Below are 14,307 nucleotides of genomic sequence, written 5' to 3'. Positions count from 1 at the left end.
ATTAATGTTTATTGGAATAGACCATGGTACAACTGCAATGCGCTTTGCTGCACTTTTTCCTGACGGAAATGTGCTGAAACTTGAAATTCCAAGAACTGAGGCCGCCGGGATGACAGAGTCCCAGCTGATATCTTCAATAGAAAATGCTTTCGGGATAAGTTCTTCTGATATTTTCCTTATGGCTGTGACCTATTCAATGGGTGATGGCATTAAGGATATAGAGGACATAAGGACAGTTGAAAACCGTGGTGTTAAAAGCATAGAGGGTGCCGGTAAGAAAACTGGCGGTGGAGGCCTTGTTTTTGATTCTATAAGATCCTCTGGAATTCCTGCTGTTGTAATTCCCGGTATCCATGAAAACAGCGATACAGATCCTCGTCTTAATATTTTCTCACATTCAACCAGTCCTGAAAAGATAGGAATTGCCTATCATGCATTTGCAATTGGATTCAACGATTTTGTTCTTTCTGACATCAGTTCCAATACTGTTACTGTTGCAGTTTCAGATGGGAAACTAATTGGTGCAATAGATGCATGCATATTTGCTCCGGGGTTGCAGCATGGTCCACTGGATGTACAGTGTCTGAGGGATGTGGATGCGGGTAAAATGAGTGCTAATGAAGCTTTTGTTAATTCAGGAGTTCTTAAACACACCTCATTCTCAGATAGACATGAACTCATTAAAGCTGCAGCAGATGGGGATTCTCGGGCTATACTGGCAATAGATAGCATCGCACTTTTTGCTGCCATGGAAATTACCGGTATGCAGCTTCTGATGAAAGAATATGGCTCTGTGGGTGATGTTGTCATCGAAGGTTCCGTTGGTGAGGTTCCTGAAGTTGTAAAGAAGATAGAAGCTCATCTTGATGTGAAAGCCCATGTCCTTGACAGATGGAGTGCCGCCATCGGTTGTGCAGAGATTGCAAGGGATATTAATTCTGGTTCAAGTGAAATTCTGGGTCTGAAAGTAAATTTCAAGAATTGATGAGATACATCTCTGTTTGACATTTCAAATTTAAAATTATAAACTTAAAACAATAAATTTCAAACAGCAAGTTTTAAACAACAAATTAAAAACATCAAACTATCAGTATTTTGGGCAACTGCCTTCGATATAGATAACAGAAACTCCCTTTTGATCAAGTTTTTTCTGTATCGTGTCTTTAATAATGTCTGAACAGGCTTTGCTTCCTTCTGAACCTTGCATCTCATCTATGTTAATGCAGGTAGTATCAGGCACAAGTGTCTTTACAACTTCTTTCAGGTCAGGTGCAGCCTGTCCTCCGGTCATAGCTGCAACATCATTCTGGAGTACGATGGCAAGGATGTCGAAACCACTGTCAACAGCATTTATCAGTCCAATAATGCCTGAATGGGCAAGCCCGAAATCTCCAATCACAGCTATGCCCTTTCCGGGGAAACCGCAGGCTGTTGATATTGCCCCTCCAAGTGCAAATCCGGTATTAACTGCATTTAACGGGTCAGGTGCTGTACGAATAGAACAGCCCATATCTCCTGCAACTGGTTGAATATCACTAAGGACATTGTAGAGTGGCATGAATGGACAATCGCTACAAATAGGCTTTGAACCTCTGCTGAGGATTGTCTGTACATCAGTGTATTTTGAGACTTCATCTTTATCGATGTTCTCAAAAGCAAGATTGACATGTTCCTTTTCAATTATGCTGAATGGAAGATGTCCGGTCTTTTTTCCAAGAACTTTTTCAGAACATGTGCTGATATGTGATTCAATGAAAGGTTCACTCTCTTCCACAACAATTATACGTTCATGCTGTTCTATAAAACGTTTTACAAGTTTTTCCGGGAAAGGTGAAACCATTCCAAGACTCAGATGTGAATAAGAAGAGTAAACTAATTGTGTGGAAAGTATCTTGTCCACAACAAATGAAGGATATCCGGATGATATAATTCCGACCCTGTCTCCATTAATTGACATACGGTTGGAACGTGAACTTTCAGCTTCGTGAATGAGTATTGGTTCGGAGTCAATGTGGAATCTCTGATGCTTTCCATGCATTGTCAGTTTCCAGATATTCCTGTCAAGAACTTTTTCTTCAGGATTAATCTTTGGTTTTGATACCGGTATGCAGACTTCCTGCTTTTCCTTTTCTATTCTTTCAGTAATTCTCATTATTACTGGAACCTTTGCTTTCTCTGAAAGTTCAAAAGCCCTTTTCAGTGAATCATAAACATCCCGGGGTGTTGAAGGGTCAAAAACAGCAGTTTCGGAAAGAGCTCCGTAGAATCTGGAATCCTGCTCGTTCTGTGATGCTCTTGCTCCCGGGTCATCGCCTGCAAGTATCACAAGCCCTGAACCGATTGTGTGCATCATTGCAGTCATAAGTGGATCTGAAAGGACATTCATTCCTACGTGCTTGACCATTACAATTGAGCGCCGTCCGGTAACAGATGCACCCAATGCTGCTTCAAGAGCAGCTTTTTCATTGGTGAACCAGTGAATGTTGTAGTCATTGTAGTTACTGGGATCCTTATTCTCAAAGAAGTAGTCTGCAACTGCAGTCATAGGATAACCAGCAACAGCAGTAATGAACCTTACATTGCTGTCAAGTGCTGCAAGGTATAGTGCTTTAAGGCCGGTTGTATCCTCAATATCAGTCATATCTTAATCATTCAAGTTCTGCACTTAGCTTTACTGAATTATCAGGTTTAGCAAACCATGCAAGTGCTGCAAGTGCACCAATGACGCCGTTTCCATCAAGCCAGACATCTACATCGTTGTCTTTTGCATATTGCAGAGCATATTGCTTTGTAAGTTCTCCACCGCGGCATTTACTGGCATATTCATTGATCTTCTTTGCATCAAAATCAGGAAGTACTACCATTCCCGTCTCATTGGATACACTGTATTTCAGGAGTGCTGCCTTTACGCTTTCAAGCAGTTCCTGTTTTGCATTTGCATCCACACATCCAAATTCAAGTACTGTGGATACACAGTTCTGGGTTCTTGCAGAAACCGGGAAAAGCTGTACAAGTGAGTGTGAAAGGTAAATGTATTCATTGCAGTCAAGTGCTTTTGCCATGTTGTGGGTCAATGTCCAGGTTGCACCTTCTTCTTTGGTGTCGGTGTCATCGATCCCTATGAGCACTCTTTCCCTTCTGGGAACTACAACCGTGCCTTTAGCAGCACGCCCACCACCGGATTCTGTATAATCACATCGAAGCACGCCTTCAGCGAATGCCCTGCATTTTGTGGCGCCTACTCCTCCACCTCCAAGTCCTGCATATGTAATGTGAACCTCCTCACCTTCAACGATCACAGATTCAATTCCTGCTGCTGCAGTGGATGGTTTCAGCTCAAGAGGTGATGTACCGATCTTTACGGTGTATCTGATCATGTTCCCAATGGAACGTGTTTTCAGTATAAGCGGGGAGTGAGAATAGTGGAACTTTGACCATGCAGCACCGCCATAACAGTTCGTATGCTCGATGATCTCAGCATATTCATTTTTACTGTCGCAAATTGCATATATGCCCCTGTATGGAGTGGTGTAGGGGTCTTTAAGTTCAATCTCTTTCATTTGGGACTTAAATGCCGGTCAATTGTTTAAATGTTTTGTTTGCAAATGTATAGATAATTATTACTTCCACGTCATTCTCCTATTTTTAGTGATTTACATTATTCTTGGATTTTAGAAAATATCAAAAAGCTCTGTTGAGGGAGAAATGAAAACTCCTTACACAACCCGTAACCAGCTTTGCTCATCTCATCAATGATTGTGGTTTTTGGAACGTAATGACCAAAAAGGCGATGAAAACTAAATCCTCCTCTTCCGTCATAATCGATAATAGCAACCCTGCCTTCTTCTTTCAGGGATGCTGCCATGTCTTTGAAATAATTCACTCGATCAGGAATGTGGTGATATACGTTACGGAGGAACACCAGATCAATATCCTTCTTCCTTAGTGGAAATCTATTCTGTTTCGCCAGATTTGTTTCGATGTTATATTGTCCCTTCTTCTCAGACTCAATCTTCAGGAATTCAAGAAAATTCCTGTTTGTATCAACAGCATATATTTTTCCATCATCTTCAACTGCCCTGGAAAAACGAAGGGAAAAATATCCTCCTCCCACACCAACGTCTGCTACATTCTGCCCTCTTTTCAGAGCAAGGGCTCTTATAATCTCATCAGCTTTATTCCCTGGCTTTGCTGCTTTTCTATTGAACATCTCTGCTTTTAGATTACGCATGAAGTACAACCTCCTGTACAAAAGTCTGTTTACTCTCCGAGTTCCTTTTTTCTGCTGTTGCAAATCAACCAGAACCCTGAAAGCAGGAAAAAGGATGTCCAACCGCTTATCCCTATATTATATGTCTTTGCCAGGTCTGCAAACAGATATAAGATTCCGACGATTATTACCAACAATCCAAACCAATTGCCTTTTCTATTTGTTCTCATCCAGATCACCTTTGAACAACAATTTTTTTATTTTCTTCATTTGTAGTTTTGTGACAGAAATGTCGATATCTCCGAATTTACCAGAGATCTGCAGAACTCCCGGTTCGCTAAGGATTATTTCTGTAACATCCATTATTCCACTTATCTCCATCACATTGGTGCAATAGCAGCGGATTTTCAGTTTTCTGATGTAGCTGAGGTCCCTTATGGCTGCCAAGAATGCAAATTCATTTTCGAGCATTTCTTTCACAATGATTACTATCCTCATGCAGGTACTTTAAAAAAATCTGGAATAATTGTTACTTTAGTTACATTGATATAAACAGCTAACATAATTGTTACAGGATACATCAATGAAAAGTCACGAACTCTTTGCGGAACTGGCATCCGATAACAGGCTTGCTATATTAAAGGCACTGGAGAAGGAATCATTGAAATTCACCAGTATTACAAAGATCATTGGTGCTACATCTCCGGAAGCTTCAAGGCAATTGAACCGTCTGTCCGGAAAAGAGCTTATTGCAAAAGATGGTGAAGGATACTATTCACTTACTAACCTTGGCAGACTGGTAGTTTCATCCCTGTCAAATCTGGAAACCATTGCAAACAGGTCTGATTTTTTCCTTAAGCATGATACCTCTCCTATACCACCACATCTTCTTCGGGAACTGGACTCCTTCGCCGGAACGGAATATATAGAAGGTGTGTTTGTGCTGGTGAATAAAATGACGGCAATATTTGATGATATTCATGTATATGGTTGGTATCTCTCTGATGATTTTCCTCGTTTCTACCTTCCTCATATCGAAAAGAAACTGAAAGAAGGTGTAGAGTTCCGCGCTGTTTACCCTCAGACTCTTATTGATAATCTGAAAAAGGATCTTCCTGAACAAATGTATTCAGATATTGAGATAAGGACACTGGATGAAGTGAGAATTATTGTCAATGTCACAGACAGATTTGGTTTACTGGCTTTGCCGGGTCCTGATGGTAATGTGGACAGGGACCATGTTCTCATAGGCCCGGATGAGAAATTTATAAAATGGTGTAGGGCTGCATTCCTCCATTATTTTGAAATGTCTAAAAGATGCTGAAAAGCGATTTATTTTTATCGCACATATCCTTCATCCTTCAAACTCACATACCTGCCCTCTCCAATAACCACATGATCCAACACGTCAATTCCAAGCAGCTTGCCACCTTCAACAAGTTTTTCGGTAACTGCAATATCCTCCCTACTCGGTGTAGGGTCACCAGAAGGATGATTGTGTGAGAGGATTACCGAAGCACATGATTCCATGAGTGCTGCCTTGAAAACCTCTCTTGGGTGAACTATATTTGCATTCAGGCTGCCGATTGAGATAAGTTCCTCGCGTATTATCTGATTCTTTGTGTCAAGCAGAAGAGCCACAAGTCTTTCACGTTTGTGCTCCCTCATTCCCGGATAAAGTATGGAATAGACATCTGCCGGTGACCTTATCTTTCTTTTAGGCTCATCGCTGAATCCTTCAAGTTTGCGGGCAAGTTCAAAGATAGCCGCTATCTGTGCAGCCTTTGCAGTACCGATTCCATGGATTTTCGTGAGGCCTGTGATGTTCGCCTGGCTTAGCTGTTTGATATTGTATTCTGAGAAAATGCGGCTGCACATGTTAACCACATTCTCTTTCTGTGAACCTGTTCTCAGGATTATCGCCAGAAGTTCTGCATTTGAAAGCGCTTCTGGTCCGTATTTCAGTAGTCTTTCCCTGGGCCTTTCGTCCATCGGCATATCATGAATGCTGATCTTATACTCACTCATTGCAATGGCTACAAAATAGTAGAATATAAATTAATCGTAATTAGTCTATTATAATTTAGTCTAAATCTAAAAAATAGTTTATATGAATGAACTTGATACTGTTTGCGCTGCGTACTTATAGAATGAACCTGCATACCTTTCTTTATGAAAGTCATTTGTGTTGCAGGATATAAGAATTCAGGCAAAACAACTCTGGTCACCCGCCTTGTGGAAGCTCTTTCTGAATATGGGAAAGTTGGTACTTTAAAACAGATGTTGCATCATCGTTTCAATCCGCAGGACACTGACACGGGTAAACATTTCGATGCAGGTGCTGATCTGGTTGCAGCAATAACTGATACTGAGCTTGTAACAATAAAGCGGGGTCCATCTCTTGAGGATGCCATGAACTCTCTTGCAGACAACGGGGCAGACTTTGCAATAGTTGAAGGCGCAAAAAGCAGTGATTTTCCAAAGATATTCCTTGGCGAGCCGGAAAGCTCTGATGACGTATCAAATATCATTTTGCAGTTGTCTGAAAAAGGAGATTGGGACATCGATGCTCTTGTACAGCTTATTCTTGATCAGCCCGAATGGGTAACCCTCGATTCACTTATTCGCAAAGTTCGTTCCAATCCTGATATCCGTCTTTCAGGTGGAATTGCAACATTCACCGGGATAGTCCGTCGTATCAATGATAACGTAGAAACGACTGCCATCGATTTTGAAAAATACGAAGGTGTTGCCGATAGGGCTATTGAAAAGATATGTTTTGACATGAAACAAAAGGAAAATATCATTGATGTACTCATTCATCATAAAACAGGATTAATAAAATCTGGTGAGGACATCGTATACATAGTCGTGGCTGCCGCTCACAGGCAGGAGTTATTTGAAATTCTTGTAGAATCCCTTGAGCGTATAAAAGAAGATGTTCCTATCTGGAAAAAAGAGTTCACCATTGAAGGTGATTTCTGGGTTCATGATAAACTCTGAGTTATATTAGATTACATATTAAAAACAATGGCCAGATGGACTTATCTGTTCTTCAGTCCCATCTGTTCATCAATTTCTTCCGCTATTTCCTCCAGTTCCTGGAATATGCGGTCGGAATCTTTTCTCATTTCCTGTACTGCAGCCTTAAGACTTCCTCCACGGAGGTACAGTCCTCTTTTTTCCCTGTAGATCAGGCCGGAGTTGATCAGGTTTCTGATATGGTGGTTCACTCTGGACTGGTTTACTTCAATACTCTTAGCTATGATGTCTGATGATATCTTATCCTGGTTTTCTGCCAGTTGCTGGAGGAGATCAAGTACTATTTGCGTAGCAACATTTTCTGTATCCCGTCCGGAAGATAATCCGAAACTGTTGCAGAACCAGCGAATATCTTCTTCCAGTTTCTTTTCCCTGGGCTTTTCCAGATTTATAAGGATTATCTGTTGTGGCATAGGATTATGCTATCTTGCAGGATGTATATATATCTATCTGTATAATATCGAAATGATTTCGATAAAACAGAGAAAAAACATATTTTTTGCAAAAGGTTTATATATGGGGTATACAATATAATTGCTCAGATGACCGGGACTTTCCGGTCAGATGATAATTGGAGGAAAATAAACGATGATTATCAGACCAATTGGTGAGAGAGTCTTAATCAAATCTGTCAAAAAGGCAGAAGTCACTGAAAGTGGAATTTATATCCCTGATTCCGCACAGGAAGAAAAGAAAGAAGGAATCATAGTCGCTGTGGGAACCTACGAGGATGGCAAGGAACTTCCATTAAAGGCCGGGGACCATGTGATCTACGGTGGATACAAGAGTGACGAGATCGATGTTGACGGTGAAGTTCACATGTTCATTGATTTTGCGGATGTCTTAGCGGTAGTTGAGGAATAAGGAAAGTAAAAGGAAGCTAAAGAGGGAATATCTATGTCAAAACAGATTATGTTTGATGAAGATGCACGTAAAGCATTGTTAAGTGGTGTAGATAAAGTAGCAAACACTGTAAAGATTACACTTGGTCCTAAGGGCCGTAATGTTGTCCTTGACAAGCCCAGCAGTCCGGTTGTAACCAACGACGGTGTAACCATTGCCAAAGAGATCGAACTTAATGACAAATTCGAGAACATGGGTGCGAAGCTTGTGAAAGAGGTCGCATCAAAAACTCAGGACAACACCGGTGACGGAACAACCACTGCAACCTTGCTTGCACAGTCAATGATAAGGGAAGGATTAAAGAACATCAGTGCGGGCGCAAATCCAATTGAGGTCAGGAAAGGTATTGAAAAGGCAACTGAAAAGGTCGTTGCAAGCCTCAAGGAAAAGAGCAAGGATGTAAAGGACAAGGAAAAGATCCTTCAGGTTGCAACCATCTCAGCAAACAACGATGAGGTCGTTGGTAAGTTCATTGCGGATGCAATGGAAAAGGTAGGTTACAACGGTGTGATTACAGTTGAGAATTCCAAGACCATGGAAACACACCTCGAAGTTGTTGAAGGTATGCAGTTTGATCGTGGTTTCGTGTCACCATATATGGCAACTGATCAGGAAAAGATGACCTGTGAGTTCGAAGACCCATACATCTTAATTACAGACCGCAAGATCACCACCATGAACCAGATCATCCCTGTGCTCGAGAAGGTTGCAAAAGAAGGCAAACCTCTGGTCATGATCGCACAGGATGTCGAAGGCGATGCACAGGCTGCATTGATATTAAACATCATCCGTGGTTCACTTCGTGTATGTGCTGTAAAGGCTCCGGGATTCGGAGATGAGCAGAAGGCCATGCTTGAGGATATTGCGATCCTCACAGGTGGTATGGTGATCAGCGAAGACAAGGATATGAAGATAGAGGAATTTGCAGAACACATGCTTGGAACAGCACGCAAGGTCAATATCGACAAGAACAAGACAACAATCATTGAAGGCAAGGGTGACAAAGCTGATATCGATAAGAGAATGCAGCTTATAGAGTCACAGATCAATGTCACTGATGCGGAGTTCAAGAAGAAAGAACTTAAGAAACGTCTTGCAAAACTCGGCGGCGGTGTCGCGGTCATTAAGGTAGGAGCTGCAACAGAAACCGAACTCAAAGAAAAGAAGATGAGGATCGATGACGCCCTTAATGCTACAAAAGCTGCTGTTGAGGAAGGTGTGGTTGCCGGTGGTGGGATCTCACTGTTCCGTGCAACATCTGTGCTTGAAGACCTCAAGCTTGAAGGTGAACAGGAAATTGGTCTTAAGATCGTCAAACGTGCACTGGAAGAGCCTATCCGCCAGATATCACTGAATGCCGGAAGAGATGGCGCTGAGATAATCGCCCAGATCAGAACTGAATCCAATGATCAGTATGGTTACAACGCAAAGACCGACAACTTTGAAGATCTCTTCGAGGCTGGTGTCATTGATCCTACCAAGGTTGTAAGAAGCGGATTACAGAATGCTGCGTCTATTGCGGCTATGATTCTGACAACAGAGGCAGTTGTAGCTGACTTTGATGATGAGAAAGATGATAAGACACCTGCGATCATAATCTGATCGCTCTCTTATCTTTATTTATCCTACATATTCAAAAAAGAAAACAAGAGGTGAAGGACAGATATTTCGAATTTAGCAAAAATCTACAGAGAATTTAATGTAAAATCGTACCGCCTGATGAACAAAGAACAACAAAATATCCATGAGATAAAAGGAGTGATAGTATGAGATTTGGTCTGACAAAAGCGACACCTGCAAGGGGAGGATTATGGAACCCAATGGAAGAGATCGTGCAGATGCAGGATATGCTGAACAACATGTTCAAAGAGAGAAATTTCGGGGAGAGATGGTCGGAAGCCGGAATACTTGCACCACTTGTGGATGTAAAGGATGAAGGTTCTGAAATTCTTGTAACCACCGATCTCCCGGGAGTTGAGAAAGGTGATGTTGACCTTGATGTCAGTGACAATATGCTGACAATATCTGCAAAGAGAAACTTTGAAAATGAGGAAAAGGACGAAGGCTACCTTAGAAGGGAGCGGACTTACAGTTCATTCTCAAGGACTGTGACCTTGCCAAGTACAGTCTCTGTCGAGGGTGCAAAGGCAAAACTTGAGAACGGTGTGCTTTCCGTAACTTTGCCAAAGATGCAGATTGAAGAAAACAAAAAGATACTTATCGAATAGATGGGCTCATACGTGAAAAACTATGCCTGAGTAGCTGTGGCCATGGCCATCTTGCTACCTGGCATTTATTTTGTCGCTTATCCGGGTTCAGACATGACCCACAAAAACGTGTCAGGTATCAAAAGTGATTTAAGTTAAACATTCAAAAATAAAAATGGGAAATGTCAATCCCGGGGAGTTTAGGAGTTTATAATTATGGATCTTAATCGTTTCACACAAAAAGCCCAGGAAGCTATTCAGGGCTCAAGTACAATTGCTGCAAGATACAGAAATCAGCAGATAGACTGCGAACACATGCTGCTTGCACTGCTGGAGCAGAGCGGAGGACTGGTAACAACCTTACTTCAGAATATGGAAGTTCCGTTGGACCGCATAAAGGAAAAAGTTGAAGCCCAGCTTGCAAACCTGCCACAGGTCTCAGGTCCGGGCGGGGATCAGGTCTACATGACCCAGACCATGAGGCGTATCCTTGATGCTGCTTCCCGGGAAGCTGGGAAGATGAAGGATGAATATGTCAGTGTTGAACATCTCCTGCTTGCAATGGTTGAGGAAAAGGACAGTCAGTGTGGTAAGATTCTTGCAAGTGAAGGAGTTACACGTGCCAGGATCCTTGAAGCAATAAAGCAGGTAAGGGGGAATAGAAGAATCACCTCAGAAAATCCGGAAGAGACTATGGAACCACTGAAGAAGTACGGAATTGATTTCACAGAACTTGCAGCTCAGGGTAAGCTTGATCCTGTCATCGGAAGGGATCAGGAGATCAGGCACACAGTTGAGATCCTTTCACGCCGAAGGAAGAACAATCCTGTACTCATCGGTGAGGCCGGTGTCGGTAAGACTGCAATTGTGGAAGCACTTGCTCAGCGTATTGCCAAAAGGGATGTTCCTGATGCAATGAAAGAGAAGCGTATCATTGCTCTTGATATGGGTGCACTGGTAGCCGGTGCGAAGTTCCGTGGTGAGTTCGAGGAAAGACTTAAGGCTGTGCTTAAGGAAGTCGCAGAATCCGAAGGTCAGATAATCCTCTTCATTGATGAGATTCACACCATCGTAGGAGCAGGTGCCACAGAAGGTGCTATGGATGCAGGAAATCTCCTTAAACCTATGCTTGCCCGTGGGGAGCTTCACTGTATCGGTGCAACAACCGTTGACGAGTACCGTAAGTACATTGAAAAAGACGCTGCACTTGAACGCAGGTTCCTGCCGGTATTTGTCGAGCAGCCAACTGTAGAGGATACAATTTCAATCCTTCGTGGACTGAAGGAGAAATACGAGGTACACCACGGTGTACGTCTTAAGGACTCTTCACTTGTCGCTGCTGCAATCATGAGTAACCGTTATATTGCAGACAGGTTCCTCCCTGATAAGGCAATCGACCTCGTGGACGAGGCTGCTGCAAAGAAGAGAACTGCAATTGACAGCAAACCTGCAGAACTCGATGAGGCTGACCGTAAGATCATGCAGCTTGAGATCGAGCGCGAGGCACTTAAGAAGGAAAAGGATGCAGCTTCAAAGGAGCGTCTGGAAACCCTTGAGAAAGAAGTTGCAGATATCAGGGCAGAATCCGATGCAATGAGAGCAAGATGGGATCGTGAAAAGGAAGCCATTTCAAAGCTTGGTTCCCTGAAGCAGGAGATAGAGGACACAAAGGTCCAGCTTGATCTTGCTGAGAACGATAACAACCTTGAACTCGCATCCAGGCTGAAGTACGGGACACTCATTCCACTGCAACACCAGTATGCTGAAGAGGAAAAACTCCTTCAGGAAATGCAGGGTGAAATGCTTCTGAATGAGGAAGTTGGAGAAGAGGACATTGCCGAGGTAGTCAGTCAGTGGACGCATATACCTGTGACAAAGCTCATGGAAGGCGAACGTGAGAAACTTGTCCATTTCGAGGATAACCTTCACCAGCGTATCATTGGTCAGGAAGAAGCTGTAAAGGCCGTAGCTGATGCGGTCATACGAAACTATGCAGGCATCAAGGATCCAAGACGTCCTATTGGAAGTTTCATATTCCTTGGTCCGACAGGAGTCGGTAAGACCGAGCTTGTAAAAGCGCTTGCAGCAGAACTGTTCGATGATGAGAATAACATGGTGCGCATTGACATGTCCGAGTACATGGAAAAGCACACAGTTGCAAGGATGATCGGTGCACCACCAGGTTATGTAGGTCATGATGAAGGTGGCCAGCTTACAGAGGCTGTACGCAGAAGACCATATTCCGTTGTACTCTTCGATGAGATCGAAAAGGCACATCCGGATGTGTTCAACGTCATGCTGCAGATACTTGACGATGGACGTCTGACCGATTCAAAGGGCAGGACCGTGGATTTCAAGAACACGCTGATTATCATGACGTCCAACATCTTTGCAGGTGATCTTTCCGAACTCCTTAAGACTGGAGAGGATGAGCAGAATGTGGATTATAACATACTGCAGATGCGTGCAATGACTGAACTTGGAAAGTATTTCAGACCGGAGTTCCTCAATCGTATCGATGAGATCGCTCTCTTCCATGCGCTTAAGCCTGAACAGCTTGTAAGTATAGTTGACATCAAGGTTGCTGACCTCGTTGAAAGACTTAAGGATAAGCGTATCAGCCTTGACCTTACAGATGCTGCAAAGGCATATCTTGCTGAAGCAGGATATAGTGCAACATTCGGTGCGAGGCCACTTAAGAGGGTCATCCAGAACGAGGTCGAGACAAGGATTGCCAAGCTCATTGTTGCAGGAGAGGTGCCGGAAGGTTCTATTGTCCGTGTTGACAGCAACGGTGCAGAGCTAATTGTTGAAGTAAGTTCAGCAGAGTAAAAAAGAGTTTTACACTCTTAGTGATGAATTTCCGATAGCAATTAAGCAATCGGAAAATTCTTTTCTCATTTTCATAATATTGGAAGAACAGATATATTAAATACTCAGATTCATTTTTTTCCCTTTGAACCACAGTTCATCAAACTTATTTTTCAGTTTAATTGCATATTCCTTATCATATACTTTAAGTTCTCCGAAGACTTCTTTAATGTTTACAGGGTCCGGAATGGGTATATAGGTAATGTGTTCATCAATCAGGATAAAGTCATATTCACTATCAAGGACTCTAATCTCCATGTTCTTTTCGATCATGAATTTTCGCATTGGATCATCTATTTGTTCAAACCTTTCTTTCAGCCCGACTACGAATATTTCTTCGGGGACGATGGTCTTTATTTTGATGCCTTTTTCTGCAGCCTTGATGAATTCATCAACAATCATTGGGATAAGTGTCTTTGGATCAATGCACTTTTTACCATCACGTAGTATATGTGTGATTTTTCCAAGTTTTACATGAACAATCTCATTTTCGGTCTCATCCAGCATACTCTTGATGTTTTTGACGATATCTTCTTCCCCAATAAGGGTTGACCAGAACTGTAACTCTGTATGATCCGGCTGCGCAATATCGGAGAACTTGGATTCAAGTTCTGATACTTTCAGTTTGAAGTTTTCCAGCTCGTTCTTTGTTTCTTCTTCTTTTTTGGTGTAAAGGTTGTTCAGGGCAATAGAAGGTTTAACGGCCCTGTATTTCCGGGGTCTTGATCTTTGAAATTCAACAAGTCCCATGTTGTTCAGGTTTGAAAGAACTTCGTAGATCTTCCCTACAGGTATGTCTGATTTGCGGGACAATTCCTGTGCCCCTGTCACTCCTTCTTTTAACAATGTTGAGTATGCAGAAGCTTCGTATTTAGTAAGCCCCAGGTCTCTTAATGATCCTTCATGGTCCATAATATCACGTTTTATTATTGCAGTTTGAATCCCTGTGTATTTATAATTTGTGAGTTAAAACAACTAAACGGATGTTTTAATGGCAAATTTTATATCATTTTATATCATAGTCTTGCTCGACGATACATAGTCGGGTATTTGTAAATTGTAAATATTTTGCAA

Annotated in this window: 15 protein-coding genes; 7 read left to right on the top strand and 8 right to left on the bottom strand. The window is 42.3% G+C overall.

Annotated features, from left to right (window positions below; genetic code table 11):
- Window positions 1–4 precede the first annotated feature (4 nt).
- The gene (locus J2746_RS04815) at window positions 5–985 is read left to right on the top strand and encodes a methanogenesis marker 12 protein (protein ID WP_209617096.1); all 981 of its coding nucleotides are present in this window, start codon (window positions 5–7) and stop codon (window positions 983–985) included.
- 102 nt (window positions 986–1,087) lie between these two features.
- Here J2746_RS04815 and J2746_RS04810 read toward each other — a convergent pair whose 3' ends face one another.
- The 5 genes from J2746_RS04810 to J2746_RS04790 all read right to left on the bottom strand — a co-directional run bounded on the left by J2746_RS04810 (window position 1,088) and on the right by J2746_RS04790 (window position 4,708).
- Window positions 1,088–2,641 carry a thiamine pyrophosphate-dependent enzyme gene (locus J2746_RS04810; protein WP_209617094.1) on the bottom strand — a complete coding sequence of 518 codons (1,554 nt, stop codon included), beginning with the start codon at window positions 2,639–2,641 and terminating at the stop codon, window positions 1,088–1,090.
- A gap of 7 nt (window positions 2,642–2,648) precedes the next feature.
- A complete protein-coding gene (gene mmp11, locus J2746_RS04805) occupies window positions 2,649–3,560 on the bottom strand; it encodes a methanogenesis marker protein 11 (RefSeq protein WP_209617092.1) in 912 nt (303 codons plus the stop codon).
- Between the two features lie 98 nt (window positions 3,561–3,658).
- A complete protein-coding gene (locus J2746_RS04800; RefSeq protein WP_209617090.1) occupies window positions 3,659–4,231 on the bottom strand; it encodes a class I SAM-dependent methyltransferase in 573 nt (190 codons plus the stop codon).
- Between the two features lie 29 nt (window positions 4,232–4,260).
- A complete protein-coding gene (locus J2746_RS04795; protein WP_209617088.1) occupies window positions 4,261–4,440 on the bottom strand; it encodes a hypothetical protein in 180 nt (59 codons plus the stop codon).
- Window positions 4,427–4,708 (bottom strand): hypothetical protein, encoded by a 282-nt coding sequence (locus tag J2746_RS04790; protein WP_209617086.1) that lies wholly within the window; start codon window positions 4,706–4,708, stop codon window positions 4,427–4,429. The genes J2746_RS04795 and J2746_RS04790 overlap by 14 nt, the downstream gene beginning before the upstream one ends.
- Before the next feature lie 85 nt (window positions 4,709–4,793).
- On the opposite strand from J2746_RS04790, the gene J2746_RS04785 reads away from it, so the two are divergent.
- Window positions 4,794–5,534 carry a helix-turn-helix transcriptional regulator gene (locus J2746_RS04785; RefSeq protein WP_209617084.1) on the top strand — a complete coding sequence of 247 codons (741 nt, stop codon included), beginning with the start codon at window positions 4,794–4,796 and terminating at the stop codon, window positions 5,532–5,534.
- Window positions 5,535–5,548: 14 nt separating this feature from the next.
- On the opposite strand, the gene radC is transcribed toward J2746_RS04785, so the two are convergent.
- A complete protein-coding gene (gene radC, locus J2746_RS04780) occupies window positions 5,549–6,238 on the bottom strand; it encodes a RadC family protein (protein ID WP_209617081.1) in 690 nt (229 codons plus the stop codon).
- 144 nt (window positions 6,239–6,382) lie between these two features.
- On the opposite strand from radC, the gene J2746_RS04775 reads away from it, so the two are divergent.
- Window positions 6,383–7,213: a molybdopterin synthase gene (locus J2746_RS04775; protein WP_209617078.1), complete on the top strand. Its 831-nt coding sequence runs from the start codon at window positions 6,383–6,385 to the stop codon at window positions 7,211–7,213.
- A 41-nt stretch (window positions 7,214–7,254) separates the two neighbouring features.
- Here the strand turns inward: J2746_RS04775 and J2746_RS04770 are convergent, their stop codons facing one another.
- Window positions 7,255–7,665 carry an ArsR family transcriptional regulator gene (locus J2746_RS04770; RefSeq protein ID WP_209617071.1) on the bottom strand — a complete coding sequence of 137 codons (411 nt, stop codon included), beginning with the start codon at window positions 7,663–7,665 and terminating at the stop codon, window positions 7,255–7,257.
- 175 nt (window positions 7,666–7,840) lie between these two features.
- Here J2746_RS04770 and groES point away from each other — a divergent pair, with 175 nt between their 5' ends.
- From groES to clpB, 4 genes are all read left to right on the top strand, one after another.
- Complete coding sequence (gene groES, locus J2746_RS04765) at window positions 7,841–8,116, top strand: co-chaperone GroES (protein WP_209617068.1); 276 nt, start codon at window positions 7,841–7,843, stop codon at window positions 8,114–8,116.
- A gap of 33 nt (window positions 8,117–8,149) precedes the next feature.
- Window positions 8,150–9,757 carry a chaperonin GroEL gene (gene groL / locus J2746_RS04760; RefSeq protein ID WP_209617062.1) on the top strand — a complete coding sequence of 536 codons (1,608 nt, stop codon included), beginning with the start codon at window positions 8,150–8,152 and terminating at the stop codon, window positions 9,755–9,757.
- A 164-nt stretch (window positions 9,758–9,921) separates the two neighbouring features.
- Window positions 9,922–10,383 (top strand): Hsp20/alpha crystallin family protein, encoded by a 462-nt coding sequence (locus tag J2746_RS04755; RefSeq protein WP_209617060.1) that lies wholly within the window; start codon window positions 9,922–9,924, stop codon window positions 10,381–10,383.
- A gap of 195 nt (window positions 10,384–10,578) precedes the next feature.
- A complete protein-coding gene (gene clpB, locus J2746_RS04750) occupies window positions 10,579–13,194 on the top strand; it encodes an ATP-dependent chaperone ClpB (protein ID WP_209617058.1) in 2,616 nt (871 codons plus the stop codon).
- Window positions 13,195–13,290: 96 nt separating this feature from the next.
- Here clpB and J2746_RS04745 read toward each other — a convergent pair whose 3' ends face one another.
- Window positions 13,291–14,145: a TrmB family transcriptional regulator gene (locus tag J2746_RS04745; RefSeq protein WP_209617057.1), complete on the bottom strand. Its 855-nt coding sequence runs from the start codon at window positions 14,143–14,145 to the stop codon at window positions 13,291–13,293.
- Window positions 14,146–14,307 lie beyond the last annotated feature (162 nt).

The sequence above is a fragment of the Methanolobus bombayensis genome, from assembly GCF_017873415.1.
Classification (GTDB): Archaea; Halobacteriota; Methanosarcinia; order Methanosarcinales; family Methanosarcinaceae; genus Methanolobus; species Methanolobus bombayensis.
The sequence above is the reverse complement of the archived record's forward strand: the minus strand, read 5'-3'. Positions and strand labels throughout refer to the sequence as shown.

Coding starts and splice junctions, on each gene's coding strand:
- clpB (WP_209617058.1), top strand. CDS start 10,579: ATGGATCTTAATCGTTTCACACAAAAAGCCCAGGAAGCTATTCAGGGC.
- radC (WP_209617081.1), bottom strand. CDS start 6,238: ATGAGTGAGTATAAGATCAGCATTCATGATATGCCGATGGACGAAAGG.
- groL (WP_209617062.1), top strand. CDS start 8,150: ATGTCAAAACAGATTATGTTTGATGAAGATGCACGTAAAGCATTGTTA.
- J2746_RS04800 (WP_209617090.1), bottom strand. CDS start 4,231: ATGCGTAATCTAAAAGCAGAGATGTTCAATAGAAAAGCAGCAAAGCCA.
- J2746_RS04745 (WP_209617057.1), bottom strand. CDS start 14,145: ATGGACCATGAAGGATCATTAAGAGACCTGGGGCTTACTAAATACGAA.
- J2746_RS04775 (WP_209617078.1), top strand. CDS start 6,383: ATGAAAGTCATTTGTGTTGCAGGATATAAGAATTCAGGCAAAACAACT.
- J2746_RS04815 (WP_209617096.1), top strand. CDS start 5: ATGTTTATTGGAATAGACCATGGTACAACTGCAATGCGCTTTGCTGCA.
- mmp11 (WP_209617092.1), bottom strand. CDS start 3,560: ATGAAAGAGATTGAACTTAAAGACCCCTACACCACTCCATACAGGGGC.
- groES (WP_209617068.1), top strand. CDS start 7,841: ATGATTATCAGACCAATTGGTGAGAGAGTCTTAATCAAATCTGTCAAA.
- J2746_RS04795 (WP_209617088.1), bottom strand. CDS start 4,440: ATGAGAACAAATAGAAAAGGCAATTGGTTTGGATTGTTGGTAATAATC.
- J2746_RS04770 (WP_209617071.1), bottom strand. CDS start 7,665: ATGCCACAACAGATAATCCTTATAAATCTGGAAAAGCCCAGGGAAAAG.
- J2746_RS04790 (WP_209617086.1), bottom strand. CDS start 4,708: ATGAGGATAGTAATCATTGTGAAAGAAATGCTCGAAAATGAATTTGCA.
- J2746_RS04755 (WP_209617060.1), top strand. CDS start 9,922: ATGAGATTTGGTCTGACAAAAGCGACACCTGCAAGGGGAGGATTATGG.
- J2746_RS04785 (WP_209617084.1), top strand. CDS start 4,794: ATGAAAAGTCACGAACTCTTTGCGGAACTGGCATCCGATAACAGGCTT.
- J2746_RS04810 (WP_209617094.1), bottom strand. CDS start 2,641: ATGACTGATATTGAGGATACAACCGGCCTTAAAGCACTATACCTTGCA.